At 70.4% G+C, this 21,624-nt stretch carries 18 protein-coding genes; 6 read left to right on the top strand and 12 right to left on the bottom strand.

Annotated elements, in window-relative coordinates; genetic code table 11:
* Positions 1-6 precede the first annotated feature (6 nt).
* From ABD350_RS21590 to ABD350_RS21565, 6 genes are all read right to left on the bottom strand, one after another.
* Entirely contained in the window at positions 7-1,335 is a 1,329-nt protein-coding gene (locus ABD350_RS21590; protein WP_344349888.1) for a hypothetical protein, read from the bottom strand.
* Between the two features lie 65 nt (positions 1,336-1,400).
* Entirely contained in the window at positions 1,401-1,814 is a 414-nt protein-coding gene (locus tag ABD350_RS21585; RefSeq protein WP_344349887.1) for a hypothetical protein, read from the bottom strand.
* 97 nt (positions 1,815-1,911) lie between these two features.
* The gene (locus ABD350_RS21580; RefSeq protein ID WP_344349886.1) at positions 1,912-4,365 is read right to left on the bottom strand and encodes an NACHT domain-containing protein; all 2,454 of its coding nucleotides are present in this window, start codon (positions 4,363-4,365) and stop codon (positions 1,912-1,914) included.
* A gap of 41 nt (positions 4,366-4,406) precedes the next feature.
* On the bottom strand, positions 4,407-5,063 hold the full coding sequence (locus ABD350_RS21575) for a serine/arginine repetitive matrix protein 2 (RefSeq protein WP_344349885.1): 657 nt from the start codon (positions 5,061-5,063) through the stop codon (positions 4,407-4,409).
* 6 nt (positions 5,064-5,069) lie between these two features.
* Positions 5,070-5,321: a DUF397 domain-containing protein gene (locus ABD350_RS21570; RefSeq protein WP_344349884.1), complete on the bottom strand. Its 252-nt coding sequence runs from the start codon at positions 5,319-5,321 to the stop codon at positions 5,070-5,072.
* Positions 5,318-6,163, bottom strand: coding sequence for a helix-turn-helix domain-containing protein (locus ABD350_RS21565; RefSeq protein ID WP_344349883.1), 846 nt, complete (start codon positions 6,161-6,163; stop codon positions 5,318-5,320). Before ABD350_RS21565 ends, ABD350_RS21570 begins: the two co-directional genes overlap by 4 nt.
* A gap of 150 nt (positions 6,164-6,313) precedes the next feature.
* On the opposite strand from ABD350_RS21565, the gene ABD350_RS21560 reads away from it, so the two are divergent.
* From ABD350_RS21560 to ABD350_RS21550, 3 genes are all read left to right on the top strand, one after another.
* Positions 6,314-6,790, top strand: a complete 477-nt coding sequence (locus tag ABD350_RS21560) for an ATP-binding protein (protein WP_344349882.1) — start codon at positions 6,314-6,316, stop codon at positions 6,788-6,790.
* Positions 6,791-6,990: 200 nt separating this feature from the next.
* On the top strand, positions 6,991-7,836 hold the full coding sequence (locus ABD350_RS21555; RefSeq protein ID WP_344349881.1) for a helix-turn-helix domain-containing protein: 846 nt from the start codon (positions 6,991-6,993) through the stop codon (positions 7,834-7,836).
* Positions 7,837-7,885: 49 nt separating this feature from the next.
* Positions 7,886-8,485 (top strand): Uma2 family endonuclease, encoded by a 600-nt coding sequence (locus ABD350_RS21550; RefSeq protein ID WP_344349880.1) that lies wholly within the window; start codon positions 7,886-7,888, stop codon positions 8,483-8,485.
* Here the strand turns inward: ABD350_RS21550 and ABD350_RS21545 are convergent.
* The 6 genes from ABD350_RS21545 to rpsL all read right to left on the bottom strand — a co-directional run bounded on the left by ABD350_RS21545 (position 8,467) and on the right by rpsL (position 16,591).
* Positions 8,467-8,862 carry a hypothetical protein gene (locus ABD350_RS21545; RefSeq protein ID WP_344349879.1) on the bottom strand — a complete coding sequence of 132 codons (396 nt, stop codon included), beginning with the start codon at positions 8,860-8,862 and terminating at the stop codon, positions 8,467-8,469. The genes ABD350_RS21550 and ABD350_RS21545 overlap by 19 nt on opposite strands.
* Before the next feature lie 85 nt (positions 8,863-8,947).
* Positions 8,948-12,016, bottom strand: coding sequence for a glycosyl hydrolase 115 family protein (locus ABD350_RS21540; RefSeq protein ID WP_344349878.1), 3,069 nt, complete (start codon positions 12,014-12,016; stop codon positions 8,948-8,950).
* A gap of 214 nt (positions 12,017-12,230) precedes the next feature.
* Positions 12,231-13,424 (bottom strand): elongation factor Tu, encoded by a 1,194-nt coding sequence (tuf, locus tag ABD350_RS21535; protein WP_344349877.1) that lies wholly within the window; start codon positions 13,422-13,424, stop codon positions 12,231-12,233.
* A 156-nt stretch (positions 13,425-13,580) separates the two neighbouring features.
* On the bottom strand, positions 13,581-15,707 hold the full coding sequence (gene fusA / locus ABD350_RS21530; RefSeq protein ID WP_344349876.1) for an elongation factor G: 2,127 nt from the start codon (positions 15,705-15,707) through the stop codon (positions 13,581-13,583).
* A 39-nt stretch (positions 15,708-15,746) separates the two neighbouring features.
* Positions 15,747-16,217: a 30S ribosomal protein S7 gene (gene rpsG, locus ABD350_RS21525; RefSeq protein ID WP_003998848.1), complete on the bottom strand. Its 471-nt coding sequence runs from the start codon at positions 16,215-16,217 to the stop codon at positions 15,747-15,749.
* A 2-nt stretch (positions 16,218-16,219) separates the two neighbouring features.
* Positions 16,220-16,591, bottom strand: coding sequence for a 30S ribosomal protein S12 (gene rpsL / locus ABD350_RS21520; RefSeq protein WP_003948652.1), 372 nt, complete (start codon positions 16,589-16,591; stop codon positions 16,220-16,222).
* Positions 16,592-16,985: 394 nt separating this feature from the next.
* On the opposite strand from rpsL, the gene ABD350_RS21515 reads away from it, so the two are divergent.
* From ABD350_RS21515 to ABD350_RS21505, 3 genes are all read left to right on the top strand, one after another.
* Positions 16,986-17,750: a Crp/Fnr family transcriptional regulator gene (locus ABD350_RS21515; RefSeq protein WP_344349875.1), complete on the top strand. Its 765-nt coding sequence runs from the start codon at positions 16,986-16,988 to the stop codon at positions 17,748-17,750.
* A gap of 794 nt (positions 17,751-18,544) precedes the next feature.
* The gene (locus ABD350_RS21510) at positions 18,545-19,402 is read left to right on the top strand and encodes a hypothetical protein (protein ID WP_344349874.1); all 858 of its coding nucleotides are present in this window, start codon (positions 18,545-18,547) and stop codon (positions 19,400-19,402) included.
* Positions 19,399-21,621: a hypothetical protein gene (locus tag ABD350_RS21505; protein WP_344349872.1), complete on the top strand. Its 2,223-nt coding sequence runs from the start codon at positions 19,399-19,401 to the stop codon at positions 21,619-21,621. Before ABD350_RS21510 ends, ABD350_RS21505 begins: the two co-directional genes overlap by 4 nt.
* Positions 21,622-21,624 lie beyond the last annotated feature (3 nt).

Below are 21,624 nucleotides of genomic sequence, written 5' to 3'. Positions count from 1 at the left end.
GGCCTGTCAGAACAAGCTGGTGATGCCGTGCTTGAGCGAGCCCGCGGCGTCACCGGCGAAATCAACCACGTCTCCCAGGGCGTCGGCCGCATCGCCCGCGGCCTTGCCCACCTTGTCCGGGTCGACGGTGAACTCCGCGCCGACGGAGCCGCCGAGCCCGACCGCGAGGCCCACCTTCGCCCCGACATGGAACTTACCGTCGTCGCCCTTGCCGAAGGTCACCTTGGCCTCCGCGCCCGCACCGGCCCACCCCTCGGCCGTGGCACCGGCGCCGATTCCGGCGACCTCGCCTCCCGCCGCGCCGCCGGCCTTGCCCCCGGCGAACGCCTTCGCGCCGGCGTTGAGGCCCTCCAGCCCCACACCGGCACTCGCCTGGGCTTCGGCTCCGTCGAACCCGGTGCCCCTGAGGTAGCCGGCGCCGAGGTAGCCGTACTCGGCCCGCCCTTCCACGAGGGCCCGTGCTCCCGCGGACACCTCGGCGGACCCGGAGATGCCCTTGTCGGTCATGGCACCGGACGCCGACGCCCTGGCACCCACCACGAGGTCACCGACCATGGCGAGCTTGAGGTCGCCGTTGGTGAGCGTTCCCTCCCCGCTGATGTGGTCGAGGTCGGCGAACGCCTTGGCCGTTCCCTCCTTGCCGTACTTCGGACCGCTCACGCTGAACCCGGCGTCGGGCCCCGTGCCCTTGCCCTCGCCGTGCCACTGCCACCCGTCGGTCTCCGTCCGGGCCTTGCCGTCCTTGGCCGCTCCAGGGGCGTGGTACGTGTCGAGGTCCCCGTGCGCCTTGCCGTTGAATCCGTTCAGCGTGCCGTCGGTGACGTCGGTGTCGGCCACCACGGTCTGGAGGGCGAACCGGACGTCCTGGTCAGCCGTGCCCACGTTCTCCACGCACTGGTCGATGTGGGCCTGCCAGGAGGCGACGGCTTTGTGGACCCTGCCCGCGTAGTCCGTGTCCGTCCCGAGCAACTGGCGGTCGCGGGCGCTGAGCTTGTCCTCGTCGAGCGAGACGACACCCTGGTCCGACACCTTCATCCCCTGGTCGACGGCGTCGTCCCGGGCCGACTCCAGTTTCTTGCGCAGGTCGGCGAAACGGGTGTGCGCGTCCCGGAGGAGCGAGGCGATGGCCTTGGCCTCCACCTGGGCCTTCTGGAACTCCTTCAGCGTGTCGCCGAGGCGTTTCTGGGCGATGTCACCGCTGAACCCCATCCACGACGTACCGAGGGTGATGCCGTGCACCTTCTTCGCGTACGCCGTCTCCTGTTCGTGGAACCGCTTCGCCATCGCGTCCCAGCGGTCGGCCGCCGTGGTGAGCGTGGACAGGTCGGTCGTCATGACTTCGTGGTACGTCGGCATGGGTCCCCGTTGAATGCGATGCCTGTGAGTCGAATCGAGTGAGGTCAGTGCCGCGGGGGCTGTGAGTACTGGTCGAGCACCGACGGCCTGCGCGCCTGCGCGCCGACCCCGGCGTCCGTGCCCGTCAAGGTGGTGTCGGCGGCCCGCAGCGCGGCCTTGTCCATCGACAGCAGGGTCAGCAGGTTCTTGACCTGCTCACCCCACGTCTTGTGCATCGTGTGAACGGCTTTGGACGTCAGCCAGCCGTCGCCGTCCTTGGCGCCGAACGCCTTCACCACCGCGTTCGTCTCGCCGTCCGCCCAGGCCCCCGCCTCACGGGTGTCGCCCTCGATGTCCCGCTCGATCGCGTTCGCGGCGGCCTGCTTCTCGGCGGTCGACGACGTCAGTCGCCCGCCCGCGGCGCCGCCGCCCCCGGGAACGGCCAGCTGGTTCAGCCGCGTCCCCACGGACTGGGGCACCGCCCCCGTTATGCCCTGTTCTCCTGGTGCGCCAGTCACAAAGCGTTGCCCCCGTTTCAGCTGGTGTTGTGCACCTGCCAGGGTAGCGATCACGCGCTCAGCGTGGTCGGGCGAGGTGCCGTTGCAGGTCCATGTGCCGGAACTGGTAGACGGGGCCGACCTGACGCAGGACACCACGGTGTTCATGGGCATCGCGCAGGAACGTCATCAGTTCGCGGGGCAGGTGGCGGCGCATCGTCAGGTAAGTCCGTGCGATCACGAGGTGGGGCCAGGCCGCCGCCGCCGCTCCGAGCAGGGGAGCGATCGCCGCCCCGGTCACCACTGCCAACACGATCCTGAAGCGGACACCGGCCTCCTCCGCGCTGGAGCCCAGGCCGAACTCGTCGCCGACCGGGGTCGCGAAGAGGATCCCGAAAACAGCTCCGGCCACCGCTGCGAGGACGAGGCCCACCACAAGGAAGGCACGTCGGTCGGCGGCGAAGAGCCTGGATGCCCCGATGCTGGAGGTCGGATCGGGCGTGCGGGATCCGAGTCCGCGCCCGGTCCCGTACGCGACGACCGCCAGGCCGCCGCACACCAGCCCGCTCAGCATCCCGCCCAGGACCCGATCACCGAACGGCCACGCGCCCGCCGCTCCGCCTACGAACCCCACGACGAAACCGCCGGCCTGCCGGCGGACACGTCGCCCGACGAGCTCCCCCGCGAAGCCGCCGCAGAACCCCCCGAGGAACACTCCGATCAGGTCGTAGTCGACGAGGACCCAGCCCGCGGCCGTGACCGCCATGACCGCGAGCCCCCAGAAACCGCCGACGAGCCCCTCGCGCAGCTGCTGACGACCGGCGCTCGGGGCAGTGGAACGCCGGGTGGGACGGAACATCAGGCACCCCAGTACGACTCCGACGAAACATCCCACGACAGCACCGGATTCCCCCGAGACCCAGACCGCCCCCGCGCCGACGAGCGCGAACACGAGCCCACCGACGAAGACACCGACCAGTCCGAACAGGAACGCGGTGACGGATCGTCCGTATGCCCGCCTCCCGATGACCGCGCCCGCCGCCCCGCCTGAGACGACGCTCAGCACCTTGACCGTCCAGGAATCTCCGACCGCGCCCGCGAGCCCCCACGCGAGGCCGAGCACGAGCCCGCCCACGAGGCACGGAACGCCCCCCGGGACGGCTCGGCGCAGTTCCCACCAGGCCAGGTCGGGGCTGCCGTGACAGTGGGCTTCCTGGAAGCGGGCGAGAAAGGTGAAGGCCCGCTGGGCCTGGGCGGCGCTCCAGCGGGGCGGCTGCGGCCCGTCGGGAGCATAGGCCGCGGGGATGAAGGACTGGAACAGGTGTCGTGCCACAGCGGCGCGGTCGGGGAAGGCCTGCCGGTCGCACAGCTCGTCCGGGTGTGGCGCGAAATCGGCACGGCCGGTGCCGGGGCGAGGGTTGTAGATGGTGCGGGCCAGGAACAGTCCCAGCGGTGTGCTCAACGCCTGTCCGACCGGACTGTCGGTACCCAGCTGGTCGACGACCGCGTCCCAGCGGGCGGCACCGGGGGTGTGCGGACCGCCCGCGTCACGGCGCAGATAGGCCGCGGCGCGTTCGGGTGCCAGCGGGAGGAGCTGAATGACGGCGGCGCCGTTGAGGCGAAGCGTGGGCCCAGGTCCGCCGACGACGGCCCGGTACGCGGCGGAACGGGTGGCCAGTACCAAGGGCCGACGGGCCGGCAAGGCCCGGTTGAGGGCGTCCAGGGCGAGGAAGTGCAGATGTTCGGGGAGTTCGTCGAAACCGTCCAGCAGCGGAAGGACGCGGCCGCTCTCCAGCAGGGCCCCGGCGAGATCGCCGGCCGTGCCGCCGGCGGGGCCGATGACAGTGGCGCGCAGTCCGGGGTAGTGGCCGCGCAGCTGGTCGGCCAGCCACTTCTGCAGCGGCTCGTGGGGGTCCCACGAGGCGAGCGAGAAGAGGACCGGCACGGGCTCGTCCCCGGTACGGCGGGCCAGGAGGTCCTGTAACAGCCGGACCAGCAGCACGCTCTTGCCCGCGCCGGGCTCGCCCAGGACGACCAGCCGACGGGTAGGGACCCGGTTGCCGAATACGTCCCCGATCGCGCCGTCCTGACCGCCCAGCCCTGACGAGTCCGGCGGCCAGTGCGCCGGGTCCCCGGGCGGCCCGCCCGGCCAGGCCCGGGCCATGTCCACCAACTCGGACCACGGTACGGCCAGTTCCTGATCCGCGGCCCGCCAGGCGACCGGCAGCGGATAGGGGTCGTCGACCCGCCGCAGCGTGGCCTCGGCCTCCCACTGATTGCGCACCGCCACCGCGAGCTGTCCCGCCGCCTCTTCCAAGGGGAAGCTCGACCGCTCGGAGGCGCGTTCTCCACGCCACATCTGCCACAGGGTGTGAACAGCGGCAGGAACGCCCAGGAGCGCGATCAGCACACCGATCACACTGGCCCGCTGGTCCGCCCTGTCCGGCTCCGCTTGCCGGAAGTAGACGAGCAAGCCCGCCACGAGCACGACGTAGACAACCGCCCCCAGCCGCTTCAGTCCCCGAACCCGCATCCGATCATTGTGGAACGGACGCGGCACGCACGGGGTGGTTCCTAGGAGACCGGGCCGGACGGGGGCGGCCCCCACTGCGGCGGCCGGGCCCAGGCGGCCATGAGCCGACGGCGGTGGCGGCTGCGCCGGACGGCGGTGACGACGACGATCGTCGCGGACGCGAAGAACGCGGCGAGCAGACAGCCGACCCCGGCGGCGATGCTGCCGATCGTGGCCCCCACCTGGGGCCTGTCCCCCAGCGCGAACTCGGCCGGCACCTCCGAGGTGCAGGTGAGCGGGTAGTCGCCGCTGCTGCCGGGTTTCACCTCGAAGACCCGCTCCCAGGTGCGGGACCCCGTGGTGACGCGGAAGGTGCTGTCCGGCTGGGACATCGATCCTGACCGCATCCCCGGAATCCGGCACTCGACGTGGGCCCGCCCGGACTGGGAGACGTACACCGCCTTGGTCTCCCCCTCGACGAAGCGGAACGTCCGCGACTCACCGTTGGAGAAGCTCCGGTCCGTGTCGATCGAGTGGACCGTGTCCTTCACCGTCACCACCAGGAAGACGGCCCCGACAGCGGCCAGCACGATCCCCAGCAGCGCGGCGACCAGGTACCAGACGCGCCGAGGCCGCAAGTCCCTGGCCGGGATGTTCTGCGGCACGGGCGGCGGGCCGGCGTACGGATGTCCCGACGGGTAGGGGTTCTGTATCGTCAAGCGAATTCACCGACCCGCGGCGTACGTCAGGAAGTCGGCCCAGGCGGCCGGGGCGACGGTGAGGCAGGGGCCCTCGGTGTTCTTGGAGTCGCGGATGTGGATGGTGGAGGGGGTGGGGGCGACTTCGAGGCAGTCGTGTCCGTTGCTGCTGTCGCTGTAGCTGCTCTTGGACCAGGTGAGAGCCGCCTCCACGCAGTCGTCGACCTCGGCGCTGCTGCTGTAACTGCTCTTGAACCAGTGCAGTTCCACGGTGCTCATAGTCTTCCCAACGCTTTCTCGATGAAGTCCCGTGACTTCCCCGGCGGGAGAGCCTGCGACCGGATCATGCCATAGCGCAGTTCGAGGATTCGGAGGTCTTTGGGGCTCGAGACCGGGCGGCCGTTGAACGCGCCGTCCGAACGCCCGATCGCCGTACCATCCGCGAACTTCAGCACCTCGACCAACCCCGAAGCGCCGGGGTTTTCCTCGCAGTTGGTCGGCATGATCTGAAGCGTCACGTTTCTCAACTTCGCCACTTCCAGCAAGTGTTCGAGTTGTTGGCGCAACACCATCCTGCCACCGTAGGGGCGTTCGAGCGTGACTTGCTCTAGGACGAAACTGAGGGTGGGGGCGGGTTCACGCTCGAAGACAGCCTTCCGGGCCATGCGCGCGGCGATGCCCCGCTCCACCATGTCCTGACTGCGGACAGGCTGCCTCATCTCCAACAGCGCCCGAGCGTATTCCGGCGTCTGCAACAAGCCATGGATGTTGTGGTTGCTGTAGAGGAGCATCTCCACTGCCCGCCCCTCCAGTTCCGCCAGCTCCCGTACCTTCTTCGGGTACCGCGCCTTCCTCATGTCCTCCCGGAACGCCCGCAGATGCCCCTGCGCCTTCAGGAACGTGTCCGCGTTGTCCAGGAACTCCGGCCTCGGGATACGCGCCCCGCGTTCGATCTTGCGGATCATGTCCTCGCCGTAGCCCAGGGCTTCCGCCAGCTCGGGCACGCTCACCCCGGCCGACTCCCGGCAGACTTTGAGCAGTCGGCCCACCGCCTGAACGACCGGCTCGATTTCGTCGCCCGGCTCGACGTCCCAACCGGCCTCGTCCACACCCTCACCCATGGCTCCTCCTTCGGCGCGCAGTCGTACCCGTACAACGCCGGAGACAGCCGAGACAGCCGAGACAAATCGGGAGAAAGTGACTGTACGTACAGGCGTTGTCACTCCCTTACGGAAGCAGGCTTCGCCACGCTCTGTGATGTGAACCAAGAAATGGGTGCCCCTGAAAACCACCCCACCGGCCACATCCCCACCTTCGACCTCCGGCTGTCCCCCACACCCCGCGGTGCCCGACTCGCCCGGCTGCTCGCCGAACAGCATCTGCGGTCGTGGGGGCTGCCGGTGGAGCGGGTGACGCAGATCGTCGCCGAACTGGCGGCGAACGCTGTCACGCACGGTCCCGTACCCGGCCGGGACTTCCAGCTCCTGATCTACGTCGTCGGCCACACGCTCCGCATCGAGGTCACCGACACCCGCGACGACCGTTTCCCCCGGCTGCGCCCCCCGAGCGAGGACGGGGAGGCCGGGCGCGGACTGCTCCTCGTGGAGGCCCTGGCCGACAAGTGGGGCGTAGCCGTGGGCCGTCGCCCGCGCAAGACGGTGTGGGCCGAGGTGACCCTCCCCCACCGGGACCCGGCGGACCGTGCTCCGGTGACACGGGCGGCAATTCCCCAAGGAACACCAGGGTGAAAGAACCCCGCCAAGCCCCACCCCTCCCGCCCACGGAGCAAACTCACTCAGGAGGGTGAACATCGCCAACTTGGCTGGATTTGGGGCTGGTTGTCTGCCCTACGCTCAGCGCAACACCACCGCAGACATGCGTCGGCCCTCGCCGGGAGTAGCGATCCCAGTGCGAGGGCCTGACCACCGAGGAAGGCTCCAACTTCCCGATGGATAGCGAAGACCCTAGCGCGCCCGCGCGCACCCAGTCCCGAGTTACCGCCAACAACCACCCGAACCGGGGCCGTCACACCGGTGGACTCGTCCACGACCACACCCGCCACACCACCCGCTTCACGGTGATCGGCAACCACCTGGTCCAGCACGAGGAGTTGTCGCTCCTCGCGATCGGCCTGGCGTGCCACATCCAGTCGCTGCCACCGGGCGCCCGCGTCGACATCAAGACCCTGGCCGCGCGGTTCCCCGAGGGCGCGATCCGCATCGCGGCGGCCCTGCGGGAGCTGGAGACCCACGGCTACCTGCGCCGCGAACGCACCCGCGTCCCCGGCGGCCGGATCATCACCCGCACGATCTCCTGCAACCAGCCCGGCCGCCGCGCCGAGGAACCACCCGCACCCCGGCGTCGGCAACAGCCCCGCCGTACGGCCCTCCCGGCGGTACCGAAGCCCGCGTACCCCTCCCCGGAGCTGCTCCGCTCGGCCACGGAGGTCCTGGCCGGCCTACGCTGCAGGGACCCCCGCCTGCTCCTCTCCGCCACCGAGGCCGAACACCTGGCGCCCGGGGTCGCGGCCTGGCTGGAACGCGACGTGCCCCCCACGGCGGTACGCGAGGCCCTGACCACCAACCTCCCACCGGCCCCCCTGACCCGCCCGGCCGCCCTCCTGGCCCACCGCCTCACGACGGGCCTCCCTCCCCTCCCGCCGTACCGCGCCCCCGAACCACCCCCACCCACCCGCCACCCCCTCCAGACATGCGAAACCTGCGACCGAGCCTTCCGCTCCCCCACCCCCGGCCACTGCCGAGACTGCCGGACCGTTCTCCTGGAGGCCGCCTAGCATGAAAGCGACGATCCTTGACCCCGGGCACAGACGAGGAGCGGGCGCCATGACCATCGCACCGAACGGCCCCCGGCAGAGCGCTTCCCACCTGTACCGGACCATGCGGGATGTCGTTCAGTCGATGGATGACGCCCTCCCGGGGAAATTCGAGATCACCAAGGAAGGGATCGTTCACGACATGATGTCGCCGGGGGGACCGCACGAGGTCACGGCCGCGCACGTCAGCCGTCGCCTGGAGAAGGCGATGCCGGACGAGCTGCTGGCCCATACCGGCACACCGGACGTGGAGGACGAGCCCGAGGCCATCCTGCGGCACCCCGACGTCATGGTGATCGCCTGGGAAGACCTCGATACCGAAGGCTCCATCGACCCCCGTACCGTCCTGGCCGCCATCGAGATCGTATCCCGCTCGAACCCGGACAACGACTGGGTGGGAAAGGTCCGCGACTACGCTCTGATGGGTATCCCCGTCTACGCGGTCTTCGATCCGCGCACCGGCACCGGCGCCGTCTTCACCGACATCCACCCCACCCCGGCCGGCCCGCGCTACGCCACCCGGAAGGACTTCGTCTACGGCGAGGACGTGACGATCGCCGACTGGACGATCCCGACCCGGGGCCTGCCGCTCTACGACCGAACGACATGAGCACGCGAGCCGACCAGCGGATCGTCGCACAGGACGCCCTGAGAGAACTGAGCGCCGTTCTCGACGAAGCCATGAACGACCTGCTCAAAGCCTGAGCACACCGTCCCCCACTGCCGGTACACGGCGGGCGCGTGCCCCCGGCCGTACTGCGCCTCGGCCTGGCCGGAGGTCCGCTTCTCCCACCGCTCCTCCAGCGTGCGCACCTCCCGCTTTTCGGGGATCAGACGCATCCGCGCCTTAAGGGTCAGCCCCACCCTCGGCACCCGGCACTCCGCCACCAGGTCGGCCTTCTCACCGGGCGAGGCGGCGGGCACGCGGTACGGCACGTCCGGCCCGTTGAGCGCCGGCAGGGCCGCCCGGACCTCCGGGGCCGGCAAGGGGGCGGCACCCGCGTCGGGACGCCTGGTGCCCGTCAGCCTGTTCCACAACCGCCCCCTCGCCGACCCTTTCCGACCAGCCCTTTTACAACCGCCGACTCTCCAGCGGCCCCAAGTACAGCTCCGGCAGGCCGCCCGTGTCGATCAGCAGCCGCTGGACCACCACCGTAGGGTCGACCATCCAGAACTTCAGGCGGTGGACGCCCGGTGAGGTCACCGTGTGGCGGGTGGCCGTGCGGTTGATGTTGTCCGAGGTGTTGCGGGCCCACACCCTGTTCAGCCCGCCGTCGTCCGCGCCCTCCGTGATGTCCACGGTCCGGATGGGGCCGTCGTCCAGCGAGACGCCGTAGCGCAGGCCCGAGACCCCGGGCAGGGCCGGGTTGCGCGGGGACAGGTACGCCCAGACCGTCACCTCGCCGGGGGCGGAGAGCAGGGTCACCTCGTACTCCAGGCGCGGGGAGCCGCCCCCCGGAGTACGGCTCGGGGACGTCACCGGCCACGGCGTCACCCCCGCCCCCGTACGGCCGATGCCCTCGATACGGCGCCACTGGCCGACCGCCCGGTCATAGTGCCCGGCGTCGATCGCCACATAACCGCCGGCCTCCACGAAGCCCCGCGGCCGCACGCCCGAGGGACGCTCCGCCACGCAGCGGACCGGGACCGACACGCCCGCGCCCCGCACGGTCAGGGTCGCCTCCGCGCGCCCCTTGGGGGCCCGGGACCAGTCGACCTCCACCTCCAGGCGGACCTGCTTTCCCACCCGGCCGCGCGGGCGGTCCACCCGCAGCCACGGCGCGGAGACCGAGACCTCGTAGGGGAACGGCGTACGGCCCCGGTTGAAGATCTCCACATACTGGCGGGGCCGGGTCTGGTATGGGCTGAACGGCGGCAGGGCGGCCTCCCCCGACGCGCCGCCGGGCCACCACTCGCCCTTGTCCTCCGCGCCGTCCACCGACACGCCCAGCTCCGCCGCCTCGGGCACCTCGATGCGGCGCACCGCCGGGAAGAGCACGTCGGGTATGGCCACGTTGTCCTTCTCCGGCTGCTGCCAGCCCGCGTTGGGGCCGTAGCGTTCCACATCGCCGTAGTCGATGTGCGGCTGGGTCTGGAAGCCCTGCCATTTGCCGTTCGCCACACGGGAGTTGAAGCGGTCGGCGAGGGCGAAGTCCCGGTCGAGTCCCGCCTCCGCCCGGGCCGCGCGGTCGTTCGTCGCGGCCCGGCCCTGCGCCGCGTAGAGCAGGTTGGTGAACTCCGCCTGCCGCAGCTCGTACAGGTTCGCCGTCGCCGTCACCTCGTAGCCGGCCAGTTCGAACCACGCGTCCCGCAGCCGCTCCGGCAGCCTGCGCTCGACGCGTTCGGCGCGGCGGCCCAGCTCGCGCCACTCCTCGGTGACCCGCTCCAGCTCCCGGTGCGCGAAGTAGTACGGGGTCTGCTGGTCGTCGTAGACGATGCGGTCGCCGGAAAGGGTGATCCGGCGGTTCAGCAGCTCCGGCTTGCGGCGGGCCTGGAGCCGGCCGTACTCCGCCAGCAGCGACGCGATCTCCGCCGCCTGCGCCTCGCCGAAGTTCTGCCGGGCGTAACGTTCCTCCCACGCGCCGAGCCGCTCCAGGGGCAGGCGGTCCGGGTCCCACGCGTAGGTGAGGAAGAACTCCGTCGGCAGCTCGTTGCCCTTCAGGTCGCCGACGTTGACCACCCACAGGCCGTGGTTGCCGTAGGCGTGCGCCTGGTGGAGCTGGTCCCAGACGTTGCGGAGGTTCGCGGTGTCGACCCACTTGTAGTTGCGGCCGTCGCCGACGTAGTCGAAGTGGTAGTACAGGCCGAAGCCGCCGGAGCGCGGGCCGTCCGGGTGTTTGCGGATGTTGCCCCAGTTGTCGTCCGTGAGGACCACGGTGACGTCGTCGGGGGCGCGCAGCCCCCGGTCCCAGTAGCGCTGGACCTCCTTGTAGAGGGTCCACACCTGAGGCGTCTCGGCGGCCGGTTTCCCGGTCACCTCCTCGATGATGCGCCGCTGGTCGGCGATGATCTCCTGCATCAGCTCGATGCCGTCGCCGTCGGGCAGACTGGTGTCGCCGTTGCCGCGCATGCCGAGGGTGACGACGCCCTCGAAGCCCTCGTCGACCATGCGCTGGATGCCCGCGCGCCAGTACGCGCGGATCGCCTCCGCGTTACGCCGGTACGACCATTCGCCCGTGCCCCCGTAGGGGTCGGACCCCGAGCCCGCGTGCCGGTTCCACTCCTCGATACCGCGCATCATCGGCGCCTCGTGGGAGGTGCCCATGACGATCCCGTACTGGGCGGCCCTGCGGTGGTTCTCCGGGTCGTCCTCGGCGAACGCCCGGCCCCAGACCGCCGGCCACAGGTAGTTGCCCTTCAGGCGCAGCAGGACCTCGAACACCTTCGCGTAGAAGTCGGCGGTGAAGCCTCCGGGGTATCCCGGCACCTTCCCGGGGCCGAAGTAGGCCGGGGCCCAGGTGCCGAGCGCCGGGTTCTCGTCGTTGATGAAGACGCCCCGGTACTTCACCACCGGGGTTCCCTGGGTGAAACGGCCGGGCTTCACCCATACGTGCTTGCGCCGGGCCGGCGGTACGTCGTCCCACCAGTGCCAGGGCGAGACCCCGATGCCGTACGAGACGTCGTACGCCCCGAAGATCGTGCCCCGCGGATCGCTGCCCGCGATGACGAACGCCCGCTCCACGCCGGGCATCGGGTGGTCCACCACCGTCTGGAGCGAGGTCTCCCACTTGCCGCGCACGCCCGTCACATCGAGCTTGCCGGACCGGATCAGGCCGTCGATCAGCGGGCTGCGGCCGATCGTGCCGAGCAGCACCGGAAAGCGCCCGATCGTCGTGCCCGGACGGACGCCGGTCACCCGCGCGAGGTCGTCACGGAGGTCCCCCGCGACCCGTACGACTCCGGGGTGATCCTCGGGGCTGACCACCACCGGCGCGCCCACCAGGGAGAACACCCCGCCCGTGAACGAGATGTACGACCCCGGGTCCGTCACCCGCAGCCCCTCCCCGGAACCGGCCCCGGACACGGACCCGGGCTCCGGCCCGGAGGCGGCCCCCGCCACCGGTCCCGACACCGTGGCCAGCCCGGCGCCCAGAACCGTCCCGCCCAGGACCGTCCTACGGCTGACGTGCGCAGACGACATACGGCACTCCTCCAGCTCCCACTTGCCTCGCTATTTGCTCAGCGGCATGACAAATAGTGGGCGAGGCAGTGCCGCCGGGGAACGGGTCGTACGCGCCGAATAGTTTCGAACCCCCGCGCGCGGTGAGCGCCCCGGAACAGCAGAAGAGGCCCGTACGACCGGAGTCGTACGGGCCTCCCCTTAGGTCAGGTACCGACCCTCAAGCAAGCGGAACTTACTTGACGATCTTGGTGACCTGGCCGGCGCCCACGGTGCGGCCACCCTCACGGATGGCGAACTTCAGGCCCTCTTCCATGGCGACGGGCTGGATGAGCTCCACCTTCATCTCGGTGTTGTCACCCGGCATGACCATCTCGGTGCCCTCGGGGAGGGTCACCACGCCGGTCACGTCCGTCGTGCGGAAGTAGAACTGCGGACGGTAGTTGTTGAAGAACGGCGTGTGGCGGCCACCCTCGTCCTTGGACAGGATGTAGGCCTGCGCCTCGAACTCGGTGTGCGGGGTGACCGAGCCCGGCTTGATGATGACCTGGCCGCGCTCGACGTCCTCGCGCTTGATGCCACGGAGGAGCAGACCGACGTTCTCACCGGCCTGGCCCTCGTCGAGCAGCTTGCGGAACATCTCGATGCCGGTGACCGTGGTGGAGGTCTTCTCCGGCTTGATGCCGATGATGTCGACGTTCTCGTTGACCTTGAGGACACCACGCTCGATACGGCCGGTGACGACCGTACCGCGACCGGTGATGGTGAAGACGTCCTCGATCGGCATGAGGAACGGCTTGTCGACGTCGCGCTCCGGCTGCGGGATCGACTCGTCGACAGCCTTCATCAGGTTGAGGACGGACTCGACCCACTCCTGCTCGCCCTCAAGGGCCTTGAGCGCGGAGACCTTGACGACCGGAACGTCGTCGCCCGGGAACTCGTACTCGGAGAGGAGCTCACGCACCTCGAGCTCGACGAGCTCCAGGATCTCCTCGTCGTCCACCATGTCGGCCTTGTTCAGGGCGACGACGATGTACGGAACGCCGACCTGGCGGGCCAGGAGCACGTGCTCCTTGGTCTGCGGCATCGGGCCGTCGGTGGCGGCGACCACCAGGATCGCGCCGTCCATCTGCGCGGCACCGGTGATCATGTTCTTGATGTAGTCCGCGTGACCCGGGCAGTCGACGTGGGCGTAGTGACGCGCCTCGGTCTGGTACTCGACGTGCGCGATGGAGATGGTGATACCGCGCTGGCGCTCCTCGGGCGCCTTGTCGATGTTGTCGAACGGGGTGGCCTCGTTCAGGTCCGGGTACGCGTCGTGCAGCACCTTGGTAATGGCGGCCGTGAGGGTCGTCTTACCGTGGTCGATGTGACCGATGGTGCCGATGTTGACGTGCGGCTTAGTCCGCTCGAACTTCGCCTTCGCCACTGGGGTCCTCCTGTGGAGTGGTTCTGTACGCCTTACTTCATCGGCGCCAGGTGATCTTTGCTGTAAAGGCCCGGAACCCGGGGCAAACGCTCACGATTGCGGACGTTTGCCCCTGGAGGCTCCGGAGTCAAGCCTACGGCGTGTTCACGCGGTGCGTTACTCGCCCTTGGCCTTCGCGATGATCTCCTCGGCGACGTTCCGCGGAACCTCGGCGTAGGAGTCGAACTGCATCGAGTAGCTTGCGCGACCCGACGTCTTGCTGCGGAGGTCGCCGACGTAGCCGAACATCTCCGACAGGGGCACGAGGCCGCGGACGACCTTGGCACCGGCCCGGTCCTCCATGGCCTGGATCTGGCCACGGCGGGAGTTGATGTCGCCGATGACCTCACCCATGTAGTCCTCGGGCGTGGTGACCTCGACGGCCATCATCGGCTCGAGCAGCACGGGGCTGGCCTTGCGCGCGGCCTCCTTGAAGGCCTGCGAACCGGCGATCTTGAAGGCGAGCTCGGAGGAGTCGACCTCGTGGTAGGCACCGTCGTGCAGGATGACACGGACACCGGTCATCTCGTAGCCCGCGAGGATGCCGAACTGCATGGCCTCCTGGCAGCCGGCGTCCACCGAAGGGATGTACTCCTTCGGGATACGGCCACCGGTCACCTTGTTCACGAACTCGTACGAGGTGTCACCGGCCTCAAGCGGCTCGATGCCGATCTGCACCTTCGCGAACTGACCGGTACCACCGGTCTGCTTCTTGTGGGTGTAGTCGACGCGCTCGACGGCCTTGCGGATCGTCTCACGGTAGGCCACCTGCGGCTTGCCGACGTTGGCCTCGACCTTGAACTCGCGGCGCATACGGTCGACGAGCACCTCAAGGTGAAGCTCGCCCATACCGCCGATGACGGTCTGGCCGGTCTCCTCGTTGGTGTGCACCTGGAAGGAGGGGTCCTCCTCCGCGAGACGCTGGATGGCGACACCCAGCTTCTCCTGGTCACCCTTGGACTTGGGCTCGATCGCGACCTCGATGACCGGCGCCGGGAAGTCCATGGACTCCAGGATCACCGGGTTCTTCTCGTCGCAGAGCGTCTCACCGGTGGTGGTCTGCTTCAGGCCCATGACGGCGACGATGTCACCGGCGCCCACCGACTCGATCTCCTCACGCTTGTTGGCGTGCATGCGGTAGATCTTGCCGATGCGCTCCTTGCGGCCCTTGACGGAGTTCAGCACGGCGGTGCCGGACTCCAGGCGGCCGGAGTACACGCGGACGAAGGTGAGCTTGCCGAGGTGCGGGTCGCTCATGATCTTGAACGCCAGCGCCGACAGCGGCTCGTCGTCGGACGGCTTGCGCTTGACGACCTCCTCCGCGTTGTTGACCGCGTGGCCCTCGATGGCCTCGATGTCAACCGGGGACGGCAGGTAGCGCACGACCGCGTCGAGCAGGGGCTGCACGCCCTTGTTCTTGAACGCGGTACCGCAGAACACCGGGGTCACCGTGGTGCCGGTGCCCTTGCCGGAGGCGATGGTGATACGACGGATCGCGGCGTACAGCTGCTCCACGGAAGGCTCCTCGCCCTCCAGGTACAGCTCCATGATCTCTTCGTCGTTCTCGGCCACGGCCTCAAGCAGCTTGCCGCGCCATTCCTCGGCAGCCTCGGTGTGGGTGTCCGGGATGTCGACGATGTCGTACATCTCGCCCTTGGTCGCCTCGGCGGACCAGACGAACGCCTTCATCGTCACCAGGTCGACGACACCCTTGAAGTCCGCCTCGGCACCGATCGGCAGCTGCATGACCAGCGGCTGCGCGCCCAGACGGTCGGAGATCATGTCGACACAGCGGTGGAACTCGGCACCGGTGCGGTCGAGCTTGTTGACGAAGCAGATACGCGGAACACCGTAGCGGTCCGCCTGACGCCACACCGTCTCGGACTGCGGCTCGACGCCGGCGACACCGTCGAACACCGTCACGGCACCGTCGAGCACGCGCAGGGAGCGCTCCACCTCGACGGTGAAGTCGACGTGACCCGGGGTGTCGATGATGTTGATGGTGTGGTCGACGTTCTCCAGCGGCCAGTGGCAGGTGGTGGCAGCAGAGGTGATCGTGATGCCACGCTCCTGCTCCTGCTCCATCCAGTCCATGGTGGCAGCGCCGTCGTGGACCTCACCGATCTTGTAAGACACACCGGTGTAGAACAGGATCCGCTCGGTGGTGGTCGTCTTGCCCGCGTCGATGTGGGCCATGATCCCGATGTTGCGGACCCTGGCCAGGTCAAGTGAAGTGGTAGCCATAAGGCTTCAGTCTTCTCTCGGTCTCGATGTGGGTAGCGACTACCAGCGGTAGTGCGCGAAGGCCTTGTTGGACTCGGCCATCTTGTGGGTGTCCTCGCGCTTCTTCACGGCCGCACCGAGGCCGTTGGAGGCATCGAGAAGCTCGTTGAGGAGACGCTCGGTCATGGTCTTCTCGCGACGGGCGCGGGAGTAACCGACCAGCCAGCGCAGCGCCAGGGTGTTGGCGCGGCCGGGCTTGACCTCGACCGGCACCTGGTAGGTGGCGCCACCGACACGGCGGGACTTGACCTCAAGGGTCGGCTTGATGTTCTCAAGAGCGCGCTTGAGCGTGATGACCGGGTCGTTGCCGGTCTTCTCGCGCAGGCCCTCCATGGCGCCGTAGACGATGCGCTCGGCGGTGGAGCGCTTGCCGTTCAGCAGCACCTTGTTGATCAGGGAGGTCACCAGAGGAGAGCCGTAGACCGGGTCGATGATGACCGGGCGCTTCGGGGCGGGGCCCTTACGAGGCATTCTTACTTCTCCTTCTTGGCGCCGTAACGGCTGCGAGCCTGCTTGCGGTTCTTGACACCCTGGGTGTCGAGCGAACCGCGGATGATCTTGTAGCGAACACCCGGCAGGTCCTTCACACGGCCGCCGCGCACGAGCACGATCGAGTGCTCCTGCAGGTTGTGTCCCTCACCCGGAATGTAAGCGGTGACCTCGATGCCGCTGGTCAGACGCACACGCGCGACCTTGCGGAGGGCCGAGTTCGGCTTCTTCGGGGTGGTCGTGAACACACGCGTGCAGACGCCGCGACGCTGGGGCGAACCCTCAAGTGCGGGCGTCTTGTTCTTTTCGACCTTGTCCTGCCGGCCCTTGCGGACCAGCTGCTGGATCGTAGGCACTACTTCTCCGGTTTCTGTGTGCCGATGGGTACAGCTAACCTGGAACGTCGCCGACCCACGCGGTCGGGTGTGTCGAATCCGCCAGACTCCCGCCGCAAGGCGAAAAGGGCGCGAATTACGGTGGCCGCACTTGACTCGCCGCACGGTTTACAGGCACGCACAGGAGCCAGGGCACACCCCAGGCACAAGGTCTGAGCGTACCTACCTCACGGACTTCGGTCAAAACAAATGAAGTGCTCTTCGACACGCCGGACTCCCCAGACTCCCCACCTTGTCCCTTGACATTCGCCCGGCTTGTCCGGTGGACCGTGAGTGGCCGAAACGCGCTCTTCGCGGCTCGGCGGTCTTGCGTGTTCAGTACGTTGATGCGTCCGCTGACTCCCGGGGGATGAGCATGACAGCAAGGACGCCGGCGTACTCGCCGGACGACGGCGGTCTGGAGGACCGGGTTCCGTTCCTGGCCAGGCTGGAGAGCGAGGACCGCTCGGCGCTGCTCGACCTCGGCATGACGCTCGCCTTCGCTCCCCGCACGATCCTGCTCCACCAGCACGAGCCGTCCTCCCACGTGCTGTTCCTGGTCGACGGCTGGACCAAGGTCACCGCCTCCGCCGCCAACGGCTACGAGGCGCTGCTCGCGCTGCGCGGGCCCGGCGACATCATCGGGGAGTCGGCCGCGCTGACCGGACGGCCGCGCTCGGCGACGGTCACCGCGCTGGAGCGGGTCCGTGCGGTCGCCGTCGAGCGGGAGCGGTTCCGGGACTTCCTGGGCGACTCCCCCGCCGCCTCCTTCGCCCTGCTGGGGCTCACCACGGACCGCACCCGGGCGGCCGACCGGCGACGGCTGGAGTTCGCGTCGATGAACGTGCGTGAACGGCTCGCCGTCCTGCTCCTCGACCTCGCCCGCACCCACGGCCGGCGCGTCCCCGACGGCATCGAGCTGGCCGTCCCGCTCAGCAAGCAGGAACTCGCCGGATCCGTCGGCGCCTCCCGGGAGATGGTGCAGCGGCTGCTGAAGGAACTGCGCGACAAGGACGCGGTGGTCACCGGCCGCCGCGCCCTGCTCATCCGCCGCCCGGACATCCTGCGCCGCATCACGGCGACACTCCCCTCCCCGACGCCCCCCACCATTCCGCCCCCACCGGGCCCACGGGAGGACTGAACCTGCTGGGGACGGGGTCGGGGTAGCAGGGGCCGGGGCCAGGGGACCGGGGCAGGGGTCCGGGGAGCGGAGTCCGGGGAGCGGAGTCCGGGGTCCGGGTCCGGGGCCAGGGATCCGGGAAACAGGGACGGAGTCCGGGGACCGGAGTCCGGGGCCAGGGATCCGGGGAACGGGGTCCGGGGACCGGCTCCCAGCGGCCACCTCGTCGTCTGGCCCCTCGGCCCCCCCCTTCGTCGCCGAGCCCAACCGCCCCCCAGCGGACTCGGCGAGGACCGAGCCCTCCAAGGCCGGCTCCCGGCGCCGCCCTGCCGACCGAGGGACGTCCGCCCCCGGCCCTCGCCACCGAGCCAGCCGCCCCTCCCCCAGCCGGCCTCCGGAGGACCGCGCCCTCCGGAGGCCGGCCCTCCGGCGCCGCCCTGTCGACCGGTTCCGTCCTCCCTTCCTCGCGGGGCACGGCCATCCCGTCCCCACCGGCCCGGGGTTCCGGCTCTCGGGGCCCCGCCCCAAGCTCGCGGGCCACCCCGCCGGCCGACCGCCGAGGCCCGTACGGACTGTCCCGGCCCGTCGTTCCTCGCCCGGTCTTCCGGCGCTCTCGCAGCCCCGCCGTCCCATCCGGCCCCGGCCCGCCCAAGCCCGTCTGCCGTCCCGCGCGGCCCTCCTCGCCGGCCCCCACGCGCCCCGGGTGCCGTTCTGTGCACACGGTCACAGTCGGTGTGCGTCATCCGCCCTCACCACTCCGGCCCGCCGGACAGCACGCTGCTGCCCAGCACACCGCCCCCCTCCGAGAGGCCGCCATGACCGATCCCGTGAACCGCACGATCCTGCTGCTGGACATCGAGAGGTTCAGCCATCGGGACGATGTCGAACAGGCCTATCTGCGCCGCATGCTCTACGACATCACCGACCGCGCGCTGCACAGCGCCGGCATCGACGAGACAAAGCGGCTGCGCGCCGACCGCGGCGACTCGGTGATGGAGCTGATCGACGCCAACGCCTCCGTCACCGCGCTGCTGCGGGCCCTGCTCACCGAGGTCCCGGCCGAGCTGCGGGCGATCAACCGCATGGCGTCCAGCTCGGCGCAGATCCGGCTGCGCGGGGTGGTCGCCAGCGGGTTCGTCGCCATCGACGCGCACGCCGGCTGGGTCGGCTCCGATCTGAACCACGCCTGCCGGCTGCTGGACGCCGAGGTGCTGCGCGACGCGCTGCGCGAGCGCGCCGACGACTTCGCCCTGTGCGTCTCGGACGCCCTGTACGCGGGAGTCGTACGGCACGACCACCCGGGCGTCCCGGCCGACGGCTTCCACCGGGTGTCGGTGGCGAGCAAGAACGGCCCGCTCACGGCCTGGCTGCATGGACCGGTGCCCGGTACGGCGGCGGACGAGACGTCCGGTATCGCCCTGGGCACCGGCGCGGACCACGGTGACACGGGGGAGGGGAAGGCGCCGGGCGGATCGGGGGACCGCCCGGCGCCGGGCCCCACGCCGGGGCCCGCCACCGCGCCCCCGCCGGCGCCGGGCCCCTTCCTCCACGGTCCCGTGACGATCGGCGGCGGCACGGTCCACGGCGACCAGAACAACTTCAGCGGCAACCAGATCACCGGCGACATCCACCTGGGCGGCGGCCGGCGCCGGGAACGGAGTGAGGACGCGTGAGCGAACCCCAGGCCGAGCGCCCCGGCTCCCCGCCCGGCCCGGCCCCCGGCGCACCGGCGGGCGAGGCGCAGGCGGAGCAGACCCAGGCCGCCGGTACCGGCGAGGAGACCGAGGAGCGCGACCAGCCGCAGGACGTCTGGGCGGCCCGGCGCGACCTGGTCGACCACAGTCCCCGGACCATGAACATCGGCGCCCGGACCCGGTTCGGCGGCGGCACGGTCCACGGCGACCAGAACAACCTGGCCGGCAACCAGATCACCGGCGATGTGTTCCTGGGCGGCAAGACGGAGGTACACCACTGGAGCTTCGCCGGCCTGTCCGGGTCGGCCACCGTCTCCGGCGAGGTACCGCGGCAACGGCTGGAGCGGCTGGACGCGTCGTTCACCGCCGCCGAGGAGACCGTCGGGGAACTGCTGGACCGGCTGCGCCGCGACCGCGTCCTGGTCCTGTCCGGCACCCGTTTCTCCGGCCGCCGGACGGCCGCGCTGGTGCTGCTGCACCGGCTCGGCGCCGTCCCCGTGCACGTCCTGGACCGGGACACCGCGCCCGGCTCCCTCGCCGACCGGCTCACCGGCACCGGCACCGGCACCGGGGAGCGGCAGGTCCGCGGCTATGTGCTGGGCGACCTGGCCACCCGGCGCGGGAGTCCGCTGCGCGAGCCCCATCTGCTGGCCGCGCGCGGCCGGCTCGCGGAGCAGGACGCCTACCTGGTGATCACCGTGGGTCACACCGCCGTACTGGAGGACGTGGCGGCCGTCCCCTGGAAGCCGCCGGCCGGGGCGGAGGTGCTGGCGGCGCACCTGCGCACCCACGTGGACCCGGACACCGCCGCCGGTCTGCTCCGCCTCCCGGCGGTCACCGACTTCCTGGCCCGCGGCCACCGGCTGCGCGAGACCGCCGGGTTCGCCCGGCTGCTGGCCCGCTACGCCGCCGGGGAGGTGACCGAGGAGCCGATCACGGCGTTCTCGTGGCTCTCGCTGGAGAACCAGGTCCAGGAGTGGTTCGAGGAGGACGAGAGCACGCTCCACCTGCGGGACAAGGCGTTCCTCGTCGCCCTCGCGGCGTTCGACGGCGGGCCCTACGCCCTGACCGCCGAACTGAGCGACCTGCTCTACCGCTTCCTGCTCCACACCCAGCAGCCGGGCCGGCCGGCCGAGGTCCCCGTCTTCGGCACCCACATCGACAAGCGGCTCCAACTGGCCCGCGCGGAGGGCTACGAGGACGACGAGCACACCGAGTGGGGGCCGGTGACCCAGTTCAAGGCGAAGTTCCTCGACGAGCGGGTCCCCCTGGTGCTGCTGCGCCTGGTGTGGACGGGCCATCCATCGGCCCGGCCCGCGCTGATCGAGTGGCTGCGCCGGCTCGCCGACGACGGCCGCCCGCTGGTGCGCACCCGCGCCGCCGCCACCGTCGCCGTCCTCGCCCGTACCGACCTGCCCTCCGCGATGGCCCTGGTCATCCAGCCATGGGCCACCTCCCGCCTGTTCCGGCACCGGCTCGTCGCGGTCAACTCCCTCACCCTCGCCCACCTCGTCGGCACGCCCAACATCCCGCGCATCCTGGACGACTGGTCCGGCGACGACGACCGCGCCCTGCGCTGGGTGGCCGCGCGGGCGTACGCCCTGATCGGCCCGGAACTGCCCGGCCAGGCGCTCGCCGCGCTGCGCAAGGCCACCCGCAGCCTGTACGCCGATCCCGCCGAACCCGACGAGTTCGACCTGGAGATGGTGCGCGAGCTCTCCGACGCGGTGGCGCTGCTGCTGCTCTCCCCCGCGCACGACCAGGTCCTCAAGGAGCTGCTGACGCACCTCGACGACGATCCCGCGGTGAACGCGCTCACGCTCACGGCGTTCGTCAACGCCTGTGGCCACCAGGAGGAGGACGGCGACCCGGCCGGCCGGCCGACCGTCCTCGCCTGGTACGCCGACACGGCCGCGGGGGGCGACCAGGCCGCCGCCGGCCTCGCCTTCCTGTGGCGCAGGGCGCTCGCGGACCGGCACACCACCCGGCTCGCGCTCGACGCCCTGGGTGAGTGGGTGCTGATCGCCGACCACTCGCCCGGCACCGAGTGGGCGCTGGCCGCCCTGCTGCCGCACCTCGTCACCACGCCCACCGAGTACCAGCGCCTGAGCCATCTGCTGCGCACGATGCCCGGCCGGGACGGCGCCCCGCCCCCGCGGGTGGCGGCCCGGCTGCTGACCACGCTTCCGCCCCGCTGACGG

This window comes from Streptomyces nogalater (genome assembly GCF_039532885.1).
GTDB classification, from domain to species: domain Bacteria; phylum Actinomycetota; class Actinomycetes; order Streptomycetales; family Streptomycetaceae; genus Streptomyces; species Streptomyces nogalater.
The sequence above is the reverse complement of the archived record's forward strand: the minus strand, read 5'-3'. Positions and strand labels throughout refer to the sequence as shown.